Here is a 17,347-nt window from a genome sequence, read left to right as displayed (position 1 = left end):
ACAACTGCCATATAGCCGCGATAAGGCTGCCGATCCGTCGGCAGCCTGTTTGCCGCCTGCGAGAAGGTATGAGAGAAAAGTAGTTGTCATGTTTTTCCCATTCTCATGATAATCTGTACTTGAGAGGATTGGAGGGACATAGAGGTGAAGATGCGAATTCGATTGCTGACCGTGCTGCTTTGCGCCGCCTGCCTGTCGGTCCAAAGCCCGGTTACAGCCGCAGAAACCGGGCAGCCTCATCAGGACCGCGATATTTTGCAGCAAGGCTTGACGATCTTCGAGATCGATCAGGAGCTGAAGCGGATCGAAGTGCGGGAAGCCGAGCTGCAGACGCAGCAGCGCAAGGCCGAAGCGGCACTGGCAAGCTCTGCCGACGCGGTAGAGCAAACGCGCGAGCATGCGGCCAAAGTGATCCGCGCCTACTATATGGGGGATCGTGATTCGCTGTGGACGTTGTTATTCTCTGCACGTTCCTTCGCAGACGGGCTCGCGATATTCGACTATTTGCAGATGATTCTGAGCAACGATAAAATGACTTTAGGACGGCATCAGGACGCCTATGCCAAGCAAACGGAGCATAAGCGGGAGCTTGAGCAAGCAGGAGACGCCCTGCAGGCGGCCAAGCTCCGGTTCCAGCAGCAGCGGGACAAGCAGCTGGCCCTGCAGGCGGAACTGGACCGGCAGATCGCGGCTCGGGCCAGCTCCGAAGCCGAGGCGGCCGCTCTTCAAGCCCGGATGCTGGAGCTGAACCGTCAGTGGCATGAGCAGGGACTCCCCGCATTCAAGGCGTATCTGAGAGAACTGGCCAAAGCGATGCAGGAGCTGCCGCAAACGATGTCTACAGGCTCCGGCACAGGCACGGGAAAAAACAGCAATTTGAGCTTGTTCGATAACGGCCTCAGCTCGACCTTTCAGCTGACGGATGGAGAGCTGAACGAGTACCTGAGAACCAGGCATCCGATGTTTGCTTCTCTGACCTTTAAGTTTATACCCGGGAAGGTCGTAGCCTCCGGCCGGCAGGACGGGATCGACCTGTCCGTGCAGGGCGCGTATTCCATCGCCGCCCGGGAAGACCCGAAAGCCAAGCCGTTCATCCGCTTCCGGATCGAGGAGCTGCACTTCAACGGCTTCCAGCTGCCGGCCACTACCGTTGAAGCGCTTGAGAAGGAAGTTGACCTGAGCATATATCCGGAGAAGCTGGCGCCCATCTTGCAAGTGACGGAAGTGCATCAGGATGAAGGCTTGCTGCGCATCGTGCTTAAGCTCGTCCTCTAACAAGCCCGGAGCGGCAAAATCTGCGAGGAGGCAACCAACCGATGACCACGCATCCCCAGTTCAGCATAACTTACGCACTCGACTTAAGCTTGCCTGGCGGCAAACGCCCGGGCTATTACGCTCAAATTATCAAAGCATTGGCGGAGAGAACTACCGTATCGGACCGGGACAAGGAGCTGCTCGTCTTCGCCTCGGCGGGCGACCGCGAAGCGGCGCTTCCGGTCATGGCGCAATACGCGGTGCCGACAGAGGAGCTTGATTTGCTGCTCCTGCCCAATTCCTTCCGGCCCAGACCCGCCTTCACAGACTACGGATTTAGGAGCCGGCTCGAGCGCGCTTATCTGTACGCGGCTACCGCCGTCTTGTTTCAACTCCAGCCGGCCGCAGGATCAGACGATTCCGCTGCCGGCGCAGCGCGAAGTCCCGAGCCTCGCTTGGCCGCCGCTCAGCTCGAAGAGCATCTGCTTGGCGATTGGAAGGCACCGGATGAAGGAACCTGCTTCGCCATGGGAGCGGAGCATGATGAGCTGGCCGTCGGCATCGCCCGGGCATACGGATGCACTGTTCACTGGCTTTATCGCCCAAGCCTTTAGAAGTCCGGTTGATTATGCGCGGCAGAGGCCGATCGGGTATCCACTCGCTGTCCCGATTCCCCATCTGTTTTCACCGTCTTGCAACCGGTCGGGTTTCGCAGAAAAGCCGTACAACGTGATCGTTCATCACGTGTACGGCTTTTTTGTTTACAACAGATCGGCGGCAAGCTGCGCGAGATGCGACCGTTCTCCGCGTTCCAGTAAAATATGACCGCTAATATTTTGTTCCTTGAACCGCTCCACCACGTAGGTCAATCCATTGCTCGACGCATCCAGATATGGGTGGTCGATCTGCTCCGGGTCTCCGAGCAGCACGATTTTGCTGCCCTCGCCCACCCTGGAGACAATCGTTTTCACCTCATGCTTGGATAAATTTTGCGCTTCGTCGATGATAATAAATTGCCCGGGAATCGACCGGCCCCGGATATAAGTGAGAGCCTCCACTTGAATACTGCCCAGTCCCGCCAATATTTTATCGATATCGCCTGTTTTCTTCGTATCAAACAAATACTCCAGATTATCATAAACCGGCTGCATCCAGGGCCGCAGCTTCTCCTCCTTCTCTCCGGGCAGGTAACCGATATCCTTGCCCATCGGCACGACTGGGCGGGCGATCAGCAGCTTCTTGTATTTGCGCTCATCCTCTACCTTCATCAGTCCGGCGGCCAGCGTCAGCAGCGTTTTCCCCGTGCCCGCCTTGCCGGTCAAGGTGACGAGCGGGATATCGTCGTTAAGCAGCAGCTCCAGCGCCATCCGCTGCTGAGCATTGCGGGCTGCGATCCCCCAGACGGGATCATTGCTGAGGTAAAGCGGCTCCAGCTTCTTGCCGTCAGCGTTTACTTTGAGCAAAGCCGATTTGCTCGTGCCCAACTCGTCCTTCAAAATAACAAACTCATGGGGATGCAAGGAATAAGCCACATTCAACGAGCTGACGCTTAACGAGCGGTATGAATAAAACTCATCGATGATCGCGGGGTGCACGCGCAGCGTCAGATGGCCGGAGTAGATCTCGTCCGCCATATTGACAACCCTGTCGGTCAAATAATCTTGCGCCGTAATGCCAAGCACGTCCGCTTTGATGCGCACCAGCATATCCTTGCTGACGAGAATTACCGGCCTCGGATCAGGCTTCTCCTTCTCCTCCAGATGATAATTAAGCGCTACTGCCAATATCCGGTTATCATTCGTAGCCTCCGCGAATACTTCCTGTAGCTTGGCAAAGCTCTTGTGATTCAGCTCTACCTTCAACCGCCCGCCGCTGGGCAGCTCAATGCCTTCATATAGATAACCGCCGGCCCGCAGCGAGTCCAGCATGCGGGAAATTTGGCGGGAATTGCGACCCAGTTCGTCCGCATTTCGCTTCTTCAGATCAATTTCTTCCAATACCACCGCCGGGATAACCACATCATGTTCATCAAAAGCATAAATCGCATTGGGGTCCTGCAGCAGCACGTTGGTGTCCAATACATATATTTTTTTCATGCGCGTTCCTCCCAGGGGTTTGGTGTTTGGCTCAAGCGAGCTACATAGTAAATAGCCTGTAAGGACAAACTAGCCAAAGCTGATACCGCAAAGAAAGGAATGATGATGAATGATGAAGTTTGTCTCGATCGTACTACTGCTAGCCGCCGCTTTGTCAGGCTGCAGCTCGGCCAACCGAGGCGCCGCCCCATCGGCTCAGGAGGGGGATCGCCAGGTCAGAGTGCAGCAAACGGCGCCCCAGAAGAAAGAAATTAAGGACCAGCGTGCGGTTGCCGATCGCCTGGAGCAAATTGCGATGAGCGTCCCTAATGTCGAAAGCGCCAATTGCGTTGTTTTCGGCAATACGGCTATCGTCGGCATCAATGTGCCTCCGGGCATGGACCGGGCCAAGGTAGGGACGATCAAGCTGTCGGTAGCCGAAGCTCTGAAAAAAGATCCGTATGGAGTTGACGCTTATGTGACAGCCGATATGGATCTTGGCGAACGCGTCCGCACCATCCGCAATCAGATGCAAAGCGGCCGCGGTATGAATGGATTGGCCGAGGAAATGGCCGCCATCATCGGCCGCATCATCCCGCAGATGCCCAGAGACGTGGATACCGAACCAAACGCTCCGCAGCAGGCAACCCCTCAACAGCCGGGCGGTTCGCTGTAGGACTTGGCCGGGATATGAAGAGAAAAGCCTAGAAACGGAAATCGGATCTAGGCTTTTCTCATGGCGCTGAACACTTGCGTGTCCAGCTTCTCGGCGGCACGCTTGTCATACGTCTTCTCATATTCAGGTTGAACGGAAATACGCGCACCGTAAAACATCGCATCGCGGACCTCCGTAATTTCAATATCGAAGCAGGCCAGCTTGAACGGCACTTCTTCGAGCGCATCGGACACAAGACGGCCGCGGCCATAGATGGCGTGGACGGAGCCTGCTCCGATATAAGTTAACGTCACTTGCGGATTGGCCTTGATGTTCGCCACAATCCGTGAACGCTGGTCCACGGACAGTCGAATCGTGGATGCGTCCTTGGCAAACAGCCAGGAGACGGCGTTCATCGCGGGCGATCCGTGCTCATGATCAATGGTGCTGAGCAAGACTAGCGCCTCATTTTGCAGGCTTTCGACGAGTTGTTCCGATAAGGCTGTGATCGTTTCTGCCATAAGATACCCTCCTGTGATTGAAGTCACTGTTGCTACACCGATTATAACATACGGAATGTGGAACAGCTACTGACGGCAAGATGAACTGACACTCCTTTCGCGTCCATATAATTTATATTATCTATACACGATTGGATATATGTCATTCATTGTACTTGGGATTGGAATTAATATCGGTCAGCAGCTGCTCGGCCAGCTCCCGGTCGTATCGCAGCAGCTTATCCTGCCCGTCCTGGCTGTATTCCACCGTGCAAACGCTCTCATCGCATACATACAGAAAGCGGCTCAGCGCATGGTCTTCCCTCAGTATCGTCTCGAAAAATTCCATCGTTTCTCTGGCTGCCCCATCCTGCGGCCGAGCCTCGGCAACAAGGCTGATCTGCAGCCAATTGAAAATAGCGTCTTGCAGCTTCATACGGTATCAATCCTCTCTCAGCATCATAACGATACGCCCTTCGGCGAGCCAGTCCCTCATCGCCTCATACCATGACCGGGCTTCGGGCTCCACACGGACCAGCGCCAGCTTCGCCACAGCCTCTGACGGCGACATAAGGCCGTTTAAGTAAGCTTCCCCGCAATGGGACAAGCTCCATGCCAAAGCGTCGGACGGCTCCCCGCTTTCTTTCTGCTCTTCGCTTGCGCCGCTCAGCCGAATATCACCGGACTCGCTTAGCGCGACCGCCAGTCCATCCGCTCCGCAAGCTTCCGCCGAATCGTCCGATAGCAGCAGATGCGCCTTGAACAGCAGCAGAAGCCGGGGATGCGCCGCCTGCAGCGACTGGCAAAAAGAGTTTCTCAGCTCCTCGGGGCTCAGCTTCAATCGCTCACGGCCCAAAACGATGTCATGCCCTTCCCACGCTGCCGGCACGAGCCAATATGTGGTCATCCGCCTGCTCCTCCTTGCTCAAGGTTGGTTGCTTATTTATTCCCCCGCTCCTGAAAAAAATAGCGGACTCTCACCAGCAGCATCAGCCCGACCGCCACAGACAAGCTGATAATAATCGGCAGACCTGCCAGCTGGAAAAACAGCAGCATCACCGAGCCGATCGCCAGCATCAGATAGACAAGGGCGTCCTTCAGCAGCGGCAGCTTGCGTGTGCGGAACACTTTATTGTATACGTATGTAATCAGCACAAAAATCAAAATATATGCGATCCATGGATGCTCGCGGAACCAATCCGTCATAGCATGGAACACCTCCAGGTTCAGGTTCATCGGTCCGACCATTGCTTAACAGCTTATCCGCTGCCAAAAACTTAAGAAGAAAGCTCTGATTGCTCAGAGCTTTCCGGGTGCTGAACCTTATGCGTTCGCTTCGGACATCTTGCGGTGCTTCTCCGCCCGTTCGCGCTCGCTTTTGTTCAATATTTTTTTGCGAAGCCGGATCGACTTCGGAGTAATCTCGCAATATTCGTCATCGTTCAGATACTCAAGCGCCTGCTCCATGGAGTGAATGCGAGGCGTCTTCAATCTGACGGTCTCTTCCTTCGTAGCCGAACGCACGTTGGTCAGCTGCTTCTCCTTGCAGATGTTGACGATAATATCGGTATCGCGGTTATGCTCGCCGACGATCATGCCTTCATATACATCCGTACCCGGCTCCAGGAAAAGGATGCCGCGGTCTTCGACGGACAGCATGCCGTAGAAAGTAGAAGTGCCGGTTTCGCTGGAAACAAGCACGCCCTCGTGGCGTCCGCCAACGCCTCCGCCCAGATAAGGACCGTAGCTGTCAAAGGCGTGGTTCATGACGCCGTAGCCACGCGTCAGCGTCAGAAAGTATGTCCGGTAGCCGATCAGCCCGCGGGCCGGGATCAGGAATTCCAGGCGCACATTGCCGTTGCCGTTGTTGATCATGTTCACCATCTCGGCCTTGCGGGTTCCGAGGCTTTCCATAACAGCGCCCATGCTGTCCTCTGGCACATCGATAACCATCCGCTCGATAGGCTCCATCTTCTGGCCGTCGATTTCCTTGATGATAACCTCAGGCTTGGATACTTGCAGCTCGAAGCCTTCGCGGCGCATATTCTCGATGAGAATCCCAAGATGCAGCTCGCCGCGTCCGGAGACGATGAAGGCATCCGGGCTGTCAGTTTCGTCGACGCGCAGGGAAACATCCGTCTCCAGCTCCTTGAACAGGCGCTCGCGCAGCTTGCGGGATGTCACAAACTTGCCTTCGCGGCCGGCAAACGGGCTGTTGTTGACGACGAACGTCATCTGCAGCGTCGGCTCGTCGATCTTCAGCACGGGGAGCGCTTCGGGATTCGCCGGATCAGCCAGCGTCTCGCCGATATTGATGTCCTTGATCCCGGAGATCGCGACGATATCGCCCGCGCCCGCTTCTTCGATCTCCAGACGCTTCAGCCCCTGGAAGCCGAACAGCTTCTCGACTCTCGCCTGCTTGACCTGGCCTTCGCGATTGATGACCGCGATAGGCTGTCCTTGGCGCACAATCCCGCGGTTGACGCGTCCGATGGCGATACGGCCCAGATATTCGTTGTAATCCATCAGCGTAACCAAAAATTGCAGCGGCTCCGCCACGTTCTCCGTCGGCGCCGGAATATGATTGACAATCGTATCGTACAGCGCCTGCATGTTCCCTGCCTGCTTCTCAGGGTCCGGCTCAAGACCGGATGTCCCCATCAGGGCAGAAGCGTAGGCGACCGGGAAATCCAACTGATCGTCATCAGCGCCGAGCTCGATGAACAGATCCAGCACCTCGTCCACGACCTCGGTTGGGCGAGCGTTCGGACGGTCGATTTTGTTGACGACAACAATCGGCGTCAGATGAGCCTCCAGCGCTTTGCGAAGCACGAACTTCGTCTGCGGCATCGTGCCTTCGAACGCATCGACGACGAGCAATACGCCGTCAACCATCTTCATAATCCGTTCCACTTCTCCGCCGAAGTCCGCATGACCCGGCGTATCCATAATATTAATCAAATAATCCTTGTAATTGATTGCGGTATTTTTGGCCAAAATCGTAATGCCCCGCTCCCGCTCCAAATCATTGGAATCCATGGCGCGTTCCTGAATGGCCTCATTGTCCCGAAACGTACCGGATTGCTGCAGCAGCTTGTCGACAAGCGTCGTTTTGCCATGGTCGACGTGAGCGATAATGGCGATATTGCGGATCTTTTCTCTTGCATGCATAAGTGTACAAAATCCTCTCTTCTGGTTTGGCTGTCCAGCCCGTTCATCAAAGAAGCGTCGACCACCGAAGCGCCGACGCTAGCATTCGTTTTTTATTATACGTGCGATTGGGTCAAAAGGCAAGAAAATCGGCCGCGAAGGGCGTCGTTTTTTGTATAAAACGCTTACTCTGACAAGACATGGAAGCTCTAGATGTCCGGTGAATAAATGGCCGGAGAGCGGATTGGGTTGAAACAGCGAATGGAAACCCCGATTGTCCGGGGCCGCGAGTTATTCACCGGACTTCCAGGAGAGCTTGCTCTTCGCTTACGAATGGCGAGGGGTGATCAGCTTCTTGATCACTCCGCTGGCGATGACGATAACGGTCGTAACGAGCGGGATAATAAAGTGCGGCGTATCCCCTAGCAGCCGGTTCGACACATTCGTATCGGCCAAAAACATCTCGCCCGCCGTATAACCGAGAATTCCGGCCCCCAGAAATACAAGCACCGGGAAATTTTTCAGAAGCTTAACGACCAGATTGCTGCCCCATACGATAATCGGGATGCTCAGCCCGATGCCCAAAATAATGATGCCGATCTCGCCCTGCGCCTTGGCCGCAATGGCCAGCACGTTGTCGAGACTCATAACGAAGTCGGCCAAAATAATCGTCCCGACCGCCTTCCCCAGCGTCGTCGCCACTTTTACGTCCGCATGGCCTTCGTCATCGACCAGCAGCTTGATTGCGATCCAGAGCAGCAGCAAGGAGCCGATTCCCTGGATATAAGGAATGTCGAGCACATAGACAGCCACGACAGTCAGCACTACGCGCAGCCCGATCGCTCCGAACGCCCCCCACCAGATGGCCTGCTTGCGCTGCGCAGCGGGAAGATTTTTGCTCGCCAGCGCGATGACAACCGCATTGTCTCCGCTCAGCACGATATTGATCAGCATAATTTCGAAGAACAACACGACATTTTCCCAAAGCATAAACAACCCTCCTAAGGTAAGGTCAAACCAACGTCTAGCGTCTAGCCGGCCCTTGCCGCCGCTTCCGGACATCCGGGAGACCCGTTAGCTTTCATTAAAGGCTAGAAGAAAGCGGCAAACCGGTCCTTCACGGCATGATCCGTTTCGATCCAAACCGATTCGGTGCGTTCCGCTGCGTCTGCGATCGCCTCATCCAGCCACGGCATGTTGCTCTCGATCCGGCGAAGCACGTTCAGATTCGGATTCGTGGATGGGCTTGGCGGAAGAAATAGCGTACAGCAATCCTCGTAAGGCAAGATCGACAGCTCGAATGTATCGATACTTTCCGCGATCCTGATAATATCCTTCTTCTCCATGCAAATGAGCGGACGGAGTATGGGCAGCTCCACAGCCCGGCCTATCGCATCCAGGCTCGGCAGCGTCTGGCTCGCCACCTGGCCCAGACTTTCGCCTGTGACGATCGCGCCCGCTCCGCTTGCCTCGGCCAGCTTCTCCGTAATCCTGTACATCGCTCTGCGCAGCAGCGTGATGAGCAGATTGTCCGCATAAGCCGCATGGATGCGCGTCTGTACCTCGGTGAAGGGCACCATATGCAGGCGGACAGAGCCGCTGAAGCCGGCCAGACGCCCGGCCAGGTCCCGCACCTTCTGCTGCGACTTTTCGCTCGTATACGGATAGCTGTGGAAATGGACGGCTTCGATCCGCAGCCCTTGGCGCATGGCGAGGTAGCCGGCTACCGGGCTGTCGATGCCGCCAGACAGCATCAGCATCCCCTTGCCGTTCGAGCCGTAAGGAAACCCGCCCGCTCCCGAGTCGGTCCGGACATAAAGCCAGGCTCCCTGCTCCCGCAGCTCGACCTTCAGCTCGGCGTCCGGCGCATGGACGTTCACGCCCAGAGAGGGCATCGCTCTCAGCACAGCTCCTCCGAGGATGCGGTTCATCGCCTGCGAATCATGAGGAAACCGCTTGTTGACACGGCGTACCGTTACCTTGAACGTGCGCGGCGCCGGTTCAAGTTCCTGCATCATCGCTGCGGCTGCTTCTTCAATGCGGCTCAGCTCCAACGGAACCGCGACGGCGGGACTGATGGAAGCCAAGCCGAAGATGCGCTGCAACGGGACAAGCGCTTCTTCATAAGGAGCTCCGTTCAGATGGAGCACGATTCTGCCGAATTCCCGCTCATAGGCGATGGAGGTGAAAGGCCGCAGGGCGCGCTTGACCTGCTCGTACACCGTTTTCTCAAATCTATGCCTGTTCTTTCCTTTCAATACCAGTTCCCCATACCGGAGAATCGCCAAAGCGGCCGTCTCTGTCTTCATCTTCTTCTCCCTCTCCCGCTCGAGCGGACCGCCTGCGGTCTCAATTTCTTCATCACTTCAGCCAGCGCCCTTCCGAACACCGCGGCCGTTTCCTCCGGCTCCTGTTCAGCCGAATAGCTGATCCGGATGCCGCTGCGCGCTTCTTCCGGATTACAGCCCATGGCAAGCATCACCCGGCTCGGCTCTTCGGCGCCGGAGGAGCAGGCCGAGCGCGCCGATACGCATATTCCCTGTTGTTCAAAAGCATGAACCAATACTTCCGACTTCATACCCGGATAGGCAAAGTGAACGATATGCGGAGCCATGGCATGCTCCTCGGGACGCAGCCCCGCTTCTTCGATCTCCCCTGTCAGCACCAGCTCCGAAAATTGCCTGATCTCCCGGATCAACCCTTCGCGCAGAGCGGATGTCCGGCTGAGGAAATGCGGCTGCTTCTCCACGGCGATCCGGATCGCCTTGGCCATGCCGACGATGGCGGGCACGTTCTCCGTTCCCGAACGCAAGCCGAATTCCTGTCCTCCTCCTGTCAGCTGCGGCTCCAGCTCCAGGCCGGAGCGAACGTACAGCAGCCCCGCTCCCTTGGGTCCCCCGAGCTTATGCGCCGCCCCGGTCAGCAGGTCGGCCCCCAGCTCGGACGGGACGACGGGCAGCTTGCCGATAGCCTGCACCGCATCGACATGAAACACGGTTTTTGCACGTCCGCGCAGCAGCTCGCCGACAGCCCGGACCGGCTGAACGCTACCAATTTCATTATTAACCAGCATGAGGCTGACCAGAATCGTATCCTCCGTCAGCGCCTCCTGCAGCTTGTCTAACTCCAGATGGCCTGTACGGGACACCGGCACATAAGTAACGCGGAAGCCGTCCTTCTCCAGCCGGCCGAGCGTTTCATGCACCGAAGGATGCTCGATGGCGCTCGCGATCAGATGATTTCCCCGGTGCCTGTACTTATAAGCTGTGCCGCGTATCGCGGCGTTATTGCCCTCCGTGCCTCCTGACGTGAAGCGAATTTCACCCGGCTTGCAGCGGAGAGCGGCGGCAATCGTCTCTCTGCTGCGCCTCACGAGCAGCTCGCTTTCGACCCCGAGCTTATGAAGGGATGACGGATTGCCGTAGTGCAAGCGCATCACCTCGGTCATCGCGTCGATCACCTCGGGATGCATCGGCGTTGTCGCCGCATAATCCATATATAACAATTTATTGATCCTCGCTTCCGATCAGTACTGGGGAACGAAAAACAAGACCAATCCTCTCGTAATTCGCCGAAGCGAAAGACGGGTATTGGTCCCTGCTGACTCTATTCATTGGCAAAGCCGGCCTGCAAATCCAGCACCCGGGCTACATACTTCTGGGTTTCCTCTGGCAGCAGGCGCAGCTTGCTTGCCAGATCCTGATCCGTCCGGATGCCGAGCCGGTCCACTCGGCCCGAGCCCGCGTTATAAGCGGCCAGCGCGACAGACTGATTGCCGTTGTACCTCACCAGCAGATTGGATAGATACTGCGTGCCTCCGGCAATATTCTGGGCCGGGTCGAACGGATCCGTTACTCCAAGCCCGGCTCCCGTTGCGTCCATCAGCTGCATCAGCCCTTTCGCTCCTGCGCTGGACACCGCCTTGGGATTGAACGAGGACTCCGCTTCGATCACGGCTTTGACGAGGCTGGACTGCACCCCGTAAGCCTCGCTGGCTTGCTGGATCAGCTCTTCATATTCGGTTGGCTTGCTGGACCCGAGAAAAGCGGAGCCGAAGGCTCCCCAGGGCTGAGGGGCAGCAGAGGCGGACAATACCGCCGCAGACGACGAGCGGCCGGCAGCGTTCTGCTGCGCCGCTTCCGTGGCCAGCAGGCCCTCGAGAAGACTATTGAAATCCGATTCCCCGGCCGAGCCTTGGACAGCCCGATTGGCAGCTGCCTTGCTCAGTCTGACGGGCTCATCGGAAGAAAGACGGCGCTGCCTATACAGGTCGGAGTTTTCGATGCTGATTGTCATGTCATGCGCTTCCCCTTGTTCGTTAAGATGATTACATCCATTGTACACCCTTTTCGGCTCGCGGGCCACCCCTGCGCATGGCAAAAAGCGGCGGGCATCTCGCCCGCCGCTTTTTTTGAGAATCGCCATCTGAGACTGAGCCGCTACGAATAAAAAAACGGCACCAGGATAAAATAGCCGGCCAGCGCCAACAGTCCGACCGTCAGCGCCCAAGCGCCCAGCTTCCGCTGCCCCAGCCCATATGCGACAGCTCCCAGCAGCATCCCCGCCGAGCCGAGCAGCACCGGGAAGATGAACAGGGCCAGCGCGGATGCCAGCAGCGCCGCATAGCCGGACCACTGCGACACACGCGTTGATGCTGCCGCCGTGCGGCTTTCGGCTTCCCGCCGCGATACGGATGGCTTCGGTCGGCGGCTTGCTTTCTCCCGGCGAACCGTGCCCGGGAGAGCGCCAAAGCCCGCTTCGGCCGCAAACTCCTCGCCTCCATCGCCGTGTCCGGCTTCCCTCTGCAGCTGCTGCAGCTTGTAACGATGCAGCGCAGCTTCCGAGCGGGTCATGCCGGATGAACGGGAAGCATGACCTCCGAGCCTTCGTTTCATATCCAGCTCCTCCTTACGAGTTACTTGGACTTTTTCTTCGGCTCGAAGGTGTGACAACAGGTATTTCTTACTCCCGCCGCTTGGTCCTTATGATCGTCGAAATCTGCGGCGAACTCGGAGTCATAGTCCATCTGGGCATGCTGATCGACTTCAATCATGATGGACTTGGCATTGCAGTTATTGCCCTGCCCCCAGAACGAACAGTTGGACACGCTGCATTTGACATCTGGCATATTAATCACCTCCGTCAACAGCTTGCCCGCTTGCAGTAGGGGGTATTCCTGCCAGTCTGGATTTTATTTCCTGATCCGAACCCGTGAGGCGCTTCGTTTAGCCGTTTACCTCTGCTTGTCCCTCAGTCTTTCAGTACAGCTTGTTGTACAGCACGAGAAACATCGCATGCGACCACAGCAGCGGGGAAGCCGGCGGCCCCCAGCGACTTGTCCATTCCTCATACCCGCTGCGGTCGCTCAGCGCATCCGGCACCTGCTCAGGCATACGCCCCAGCGGATCGGCCTTGGAAGCCACCCAGCCAAGCGCATCCTCCGCTTCCTCGCGACTGCCCCGGGCCAGCGCCGCCCAGCCGTACCATGCGGTCAGCAGCAGCCACTCGCCGCCTCCATAATACGTATCCGCAGAGTAGCGGCGCACGCCTCCCTGGGCGGTGCGAAGGTCATCCCGGATCTTCTCGATGGTGCGGCGCATAACCGGGTGATCCGTCTCAAACACCCGAAACGGCTCGCACAGCCACAACAGGCTGGCATCGACTCCGTCATAGCCGATTTCGTATTCCACGCGCCCCTCGGGATACTGCGGGCGGATCGACTTGACGAAATACCCGTCCGCATGTACGGCATGCCGCAGTAAAAATTCACGGATATGGCTGCACAGGGACAACGATTCTTTGGCCGCCTCCTTATCAAGCTCCGCAGCGGCGCTCAAGCCTCCGTAAATGCAAGCTAGCGTAGCCGGATGAACCCAATCGCTGTACTCCTCCCAGCAATCGAAATTGGTATATTCCCAGAAAGCCTGCAAATACCGGACAGTGGCGGCAACCGCCGTTCGGTATATGTCCGGTATCTCCGTATGCCCTGTAGTTTTCAAGTGAGCGCATAGTCCCCACAGCCAAGTCCCGTACCCGTCGAGCTGGAAATGACCCCACTCCGAGTCGGCATCATCCCGGCCATCCAGCTGGTACCGCGTATGCAGAAACTCGCGGCGCTCTATGTATTCCCCACGCTGCTTGCGGGCGATCAACTCGTCGATGCGAGACGCCTTGCGTTCGATAATGCGGCTGACCCATTCATGAAACAAACGGGAGCTTTCATGCCTGCCCGACAGATCCATGCTGTAAGCGACAAAGCTGCCGTCCCGCAGCCAGCCGAAGCCGTAATGGGAAAATAACGGAGAGGCCGTATAGGCTCCTCGCTCATGCTGGTTCCATCTAATCAAGCGGATACTGTCCTCAGCCAGCTTGTCTAACTTCGAGCGATTTATCATGCTGCGCCCCAGCCTCGCTTTCTGCAATAAATGGGTGGGTACTAATCAGGACATGCCTGTCCCGGAACGAAAAAAAAGAGACGCCGCAAGCATCTCTATGCTGTAAGTATATGGAATCATGCCAATGGATATACGCTGGCACGCCAAATCGGCGATGAATTAAACCTTCTCGCCCTGCATTCTTTTTTGCGTAATATAGTCGGTTTCGTAATAAGCCAATTCTTCACGCAGCGTCTCGAAAATTTTGGATAGCTCAATAGTCAGGTCGCGCACTTCGCGATTCGGCTTTTTACGGAAGCGGATCGCATCCTGCCCGGTGTACGCATATCTGCCGTCCTCGGAGTAGCATTCATTTTTAGGGTAAAAGAAACTGTTCACCGAGCTATGATACACCTCATACAGCGCTCTTTCGGCATACTCCTGGTTGAAGTTGGGACGGCGAAGGGCAACGCCCAGCTTCTCATAGGAAACCTCAGAGAAAACCAATAAATGCCTGGTGTCCGAAAGATACCCTTTATAAAATTCTTCCATAGCGGCGTCGTTCTCGGAATTCAGGAGCTGTAAAGAGCTTGCGTTCAAAAACTGTTCGATTTTGGCGATGGCTTCGCTCAGTTTCGCTCTTGTCGATTCGCATAGGTTTTTAACATGTACTACAGCCATGGCTGAATAGACCTCCTCAACATTTAAAACAAACATGATAGTATGAAAAATAAACAGGCATTATTCATATCGTACCATAAATCCATGCCGTATCCAATGGGTAACTTTACTGTTGATGGGCTCAGGCGACCGAGGGAATAGTAGCTTTATCGATTCTTTCGCTGCAGGAGGCAGGATAATGATGAGAAAATATGCATTTACCGCGCTTGCCGTTCTCGCCGGCGCTTTACTGCTCTTTCCCCGCGGGGACAACGCCCCCCTACCGGAAGCCTTGTCGCCCCAGACGGAGCTCAGCATGAAGGAAGCGACCATGAACCAGGATGTTGCCCGCACCGATGAGCTATGCCGGCTTCAGTGCAGCTATGAGCTTCGCCGTGTCGGCAGCGCTATAGGGTCAGACCCCGGATCGAGCGCACCGAAGCTGCTCGCCCGGCTGCAGCAGGACCATCCGCATATGGAGTGGCTGGTCCGCTCCGAACGGAGCAAGCCGCTTAGTCAAAGCGATACCGTCGGCTCTCTGAGTGAGTCTATCCGCAGTCAGACTCAAGCCGCCATTGATCAGGCCAAGAAGCGTCTTGATGCCGGAGAAGCGTATCAGTCCGAGCAGCTCGATATTGACGGACGCCGGTATTTCGTGCTTGGAGAACCGTCGGCGGACAACGGCGGCAATGGCAATGGCAGCGGCAATGGCATCATTGCGGTCGTGCAGCAGCATATTCTTCACCAGGTAGCCGATCATCAGCGGAAAAATCTTCGGCTTGTGCCTTATCCGGCCGAAGGACGCTATAAAATCGAGTCGGTTGATTCCAAAACGCTGAAGGACGTTCATGTCGATCATCCCGAGGATAATCAGGGAACGAGCCATTATCACCAAAATCAGGTCGTCGTCCGCTTCAATCAAGAGCCTACCGAAGCCAGCCTCGCACAAATCAGCGGCGAAATTGGCGGCAGCTTGGTTCGCAAGCTAGGCTATACGTATGTATTTGAATCGGACAAGCTGGAGGCTCAGGCGCTCGTCCATTATTTCCGGAAATGGAACGTGGCTTATGCAGAGCCGCATTTCCTGTATTTGACCAATTCTCGCAGCGCCCCTATGGCCGCTCAACCGGATCCCTCAGACGCCCGGGAGCAGGTGTTCCGCCCTAACGACGCTTTATACCGCCGCTACCAGTGGAATTTGCCGCAGATCGAAACGGAGGCAGGCTGGGATATTACAAAAGGGTCCGAGCAAGTTATCGTAGCGGTCGTGGATACCGGAGCAGACCTGACTCATCCCGATCTGAAGGATCAGCTCGTGAGCGGCATCAATGTCGTAAACCAGGAAGGCGATCCCCAGGACGATGTCGGCCATGGCACGCATGTCGCGGGCGTGATCGGCGCGCTGGTCAACAACAATCTCGGCGTGGCCGGAATGAGCTGGTATAACCGGATCATGCCGGTCAAAGTGCTGGACGCTACGGGGGCCGGAAGCACCTATGCGGTAGCCCAAGGGATCATCTGGGCCGTCGATCACGGCGCCAAAGTTATCAACATGAGCCTGGGCAACTACGCGGATGCCCAGTTCCTCCACGATGCCATCAAATATGCGTATGACCGTGACGTCGTGATGATCGCAGCGAGCGGCAATGACAATACCGAAACCCCCGGATTTCCGGCGGCTTATCCCGAGGTATTTGCCGTAGCGGCGGTCGATTCGAACAAGTCCAAAGCTTCCTTCTCCAACTACGGCGATTATATCGATGTCGCAGCCCCTGGGGTAAGCATCGCCAGCACGTACCCGCATAATCAATATGCGGCGTTATCCGGCACCTCGATGGCCAGTCCCCATGTGACGGCGCTGGCTGCGTTGATCCGCTCGGCCAATCCGGAGCTTAAGAACACGGAAGTCATGCAGCTAATGCGTGATACCGCGACGGATCTGGGACCCAAGGGCAAGGATAAATATTACGGATATGGCTTGATTGACGTCGCGCGAGCATTGCAGGCCGCCCGGCCGCAGGCGGCGGGCCAGCAGCAGAACCATTCGGCCGTAGACAATACCAATCTCGGTTCATCGTGGTCGGACTGGCTGAGAACGTTGTTCGGATCATGAAAAAAACCGCCTCACGAGGCGGTTTTTCTCATAGCTACATAAGCATCGGTTGGCATATGGCTGAAAGAAAGCTTGCCGTAAGCCGGGTTCTGTGCTGCCAGTGGTCATAACGGGGGCCACCCTGCCACCATGGAAGCGACAATCATCTATCTAGGCCGGCCATTGCTGACCGGCTCCAGCGACCAACCCGAACGCGCCCCGGGCCGAGGCTGCTCCTCAAGGGAGCTAGCGTTCCATTAGGTCTTGCTCCAGATGGGGTTTACCAGGAACCATGTCACCATGGCTCCTCGTGGTCTCTTACACCACGGTTCCATCCTTGCCTGTGAAGCTCCGCACACCGCGCCGAAGCGCGATGCAGCAAAGCAGCCATCGGCGGTCCATTTCTGTGGCACTAGCCTTCAACTCGCGTTGACTGGACGTTATCCAGCATCATCGCCCTATGGAGCCCGGACTTTCCTCTCGCGGCCGAAGCCGCCAGCGATTGTCTGTCAAACTTTCTTTTGCAACAGATGCATTTGCTAGTATACAGCGATTCGGCCGAAAACTCAAGTGCCTTGATCTGACAG

Annotated in this window: 18 protein-coding genes and 1 other RNA gene; 4 read left to right on the top strand and 15 right to left on the bottom strand. The window is 56.5% G+C overall.

What is annotated here, in order from left to right; genetic code table 11:
* Positions 1-150: 150 nt before the first annotated feature.
* Together BLR08_RS08190 and BLR08_RS08185 are read left to right on the top strand one after the other, a co-directional pair.
* The gene (locus tag BLR08_RS08190; protein WP_072328885.1) at positions 151-1,275 is read left to right on the top strand and encodes a hypothetical protein; all 1,125 of its coding nucleotides are present in this window, start codon (positions 151-153) and stop codon (positions 1,273-1,275) included.
* Positions 1,276-1,316: 41 nt separating this feature from the next.
* The gene (locus BLR08_RS08185; protein ID WP_072328694.1) at positions 1,317-1,868 is read left to right on the top strand and encodes a hypothetical protein; all 552 of its coding nucleotides are present in this window, start codon (positions 1,317-1,319) and stop codon (positions 1,866-1,868) included.
* A 147-nt stretch (positions 1,869-2,015) separates the two neighbouring features.
* On the opposite strand, the gene BLR08_RS08180 is transcribed toward BLR08_RS08185, so the two are convergent.
* Complete coding sequence (locus BLR08_RS08180; protein WP_072328693.1) at positions 2,016-3,350, bottom strand: PhoH family protein; 1,335 nt, start codon at positions 3,348-3,350, stop codon at positions 2,016-2,018.
* Between the two features lie 109 nt (positions 3,351-3,459).
* Between BLR08_RS08180 and BLR08_RS08175 the strand changes: the two genes are divergently transcribed.
* Complete coding sequence (locus tag BLR08_RS08175) at positions 3,460-4,005, top strand: YhcN/YlaJ family sporulation lipoprotein (protein ID WP_072328692.1); 546 nt, start codon at positions 3,460-3,462, stop codon at positions 4,003-4,005.
* 47 nt (positions 4,006-4,052) lie between these two features.
* Here the strand turns inward: BLR08_RS08175 and BLR08_RS08170 are convergent, their stop codons facing one another.
* From BLR08_RS08170 to BLR08_RS08110, 13 genes are all read right to left on the bottom strand, one after another.
* Positions 4,053-4,505, bottom strand: coding sequence for a pyridoxamine 5'-phosphate oxidase family protein (locus BLR08_RS08170; protein ID WP_072328691.1), 453 nt, complete (start codon positions 4,503-4,505; stop codon positions 4,053-4,055).
* Between the two features lie 142 nt (positions 4,506-4,647).
* Entirely contained in the window at positions 4,648-4,920 is a 273-nt protein-coding gene (locus tag BLR08_RS08165) for a hypothetical protein (protein WP_072328690.1), read from the bottom strand.
* A 6-nt stretch (positions 4,921-4,926) separates the two neighbouring features.
* Positions 4,927-5,391 carry a hypothetical protein gene (locus BLR08_RS08160; RefSeq protein ID WP_072328689.1) on the bottom strand — a complete coding sequence of 155 codons (465 nt, stop codon included), beginning with the start codon at positions 5,389-5,391 and terminating at the stop codon, positions 4,927-4,929.
* Between the two features lie 32 nt (positions 5,392-5,423).
* A complete protein-coding gene (locus BLR08_RS08155; RefSeq protein WP_072328884.1) occupies positions 5,424-5,690 on the bottom strand; it encodes a YlaH-like family protein in 267 nt (88 codons plus the stop codon).
* Positions 5,691-5,807: 117 nt separating this feature from the next.
* Positions 5,808-7,655 (bottom strand): translational GTPase TypA, encoded by a 1,848-nt coding sequence (gene typA / locus BLR08_RS08150; RefSeq protein WP_072328688.1) that lies wholly within the window; start codon positions 7,653-7,655, stop codon positions 5,808-5,810.
* Between the two features lie 306 nt (positions 7,656-7,961).
* Positions 7,962-8,624, bottom strand: coding sequence for a TerC family protein (locus BLR08_RS08145; RefSeq protein ID WP_072328687.1), 663 nt, complete (start codon positions 8,622-8,624; stop codon positions 7,962-7,964).
* Between the two features lie 101 nt (positions 8,625-8,725).
* Positions 8,726-9,943: a tRNA uracil 4-sulfurtransferase ThiI gene (gene thiI / locus BLR08_RS08140; RefSeq protein WP_072328686.1), complete on the bottom strand. Its 1,218-nt coding sequence runs from the start codon at positions 9,941-9,943 to the stop codon at positions 8,726-8,728.
* Positions 9,940-11,139: a cysteine desulfurase family protein gene (locus BLR08_RS08135; protein ID WP_072328685.1), complete on the bottom strand. Its 1,200-nt coding sequence runs from the start codon at positions 11,137-11,139 to the stop codon at positions 9,940-9,942. Before BLR08_RS08135 ends, thiI begins: the two co-directional genes overlap by 4 nt.
* Positions 11,140-11,240: 101 nt before the next feature.
* Complete coding sequence (locus BLR08_RS08130; RefSeq protein ID WP_072328684.1) at positions 11,241-11,930, bottom strand: lytic transglycosylase domain-containing protein; 690 nt, start codon at positions 11,928-11,930, stop codon at positions 11,241-11,243.
* 143 nt (positions 11,931-12,073) lie between these two features.
* Complete coding sequence (locus tag BLR08_RS08125) at positions 12,074-12,529, bottom strand: hypothetical protein (protein WP_072328683.1); 456 nt, start codon at positions 12,527-12,529, stop codon at positions 12,074-12,076.
* Between the two features lie 20 nt (positions 12,530-12,549).
* Complete coding sequence (locus BLR08_RS08120) at positions 12,550-12,762, bottom strand: DUF1540 domain-containing protein (RefSeq protein ID WP_072328682.1); 213 nt, start codon at positions 12,760-12,762, stop codon at positions 12,550-12,552.
* A gap of 130 nt (positions 12,763-12,892) precedes the next feature.
* Positions 12,893-14,029: a glycoside hydrolase family 15 protein gene (locus BLR08_RS08115; protein WP_072328681.1), complete on the bottom strand. Its 1,137-nt coding sequence runs from the start codon at positions 14,027-14,029 to the stop codon at positions 12,893-12,895.
* A gap of 159 nt (positions 14,030-14,188) precedes the next feature.
* Positions 14,189-14,689 carry a YpuI family protein gene (locus BLR08_RS08110; RefSeq protein WP_072328680.1) on the bottom strand — a complete coding sequence of 167 codons (501 nt, stop codon included), beginning with the start codon at positions 14,687-14,689 and terminating at the stop codon, positions 14,189-14,191.
* 178 nt (positions 14,690-14,867) lie between these two features.
* Between BLR08_RS08110 and BLR08_RS08105 the strand changes: the two genes are divergently transcribed.
* Entirely contained in the window at positions 14,868-16,781 is a 1,914-nt protein-coding gene (locus BLR08_RS08105; protein ID WP_072328679.1) for a S8 family peptidase, read from the top strand.
* A gap of 63 nt (positions 16,782-16,844) precedes the next feature.
* On the opposite strand, the gene rnpB is transcribed toward BLR08_RS08105, so the two are convergent.
* Positions 16,845-17,278, bottom strand: an RNA gene (gene rnpB / locus BLR08_RS08100) — RNase P RNA component class A.
* Between the last annotated feature and the right edge of the window lie 69 nt (positions 17,279-17,347).

Source organism: Paenibacillus sp. cl123 (genome assembly GCF_900101595.1).
Taxonomy (GTDB): domain Bacteria; phylum Bacillota; class Bacilli; order Paenibacillales; family NBRC-103111; genus Paenibacillus_G.
This window is presented reverse-complemented; position numbering and strand designations above follow the sequence as displayed.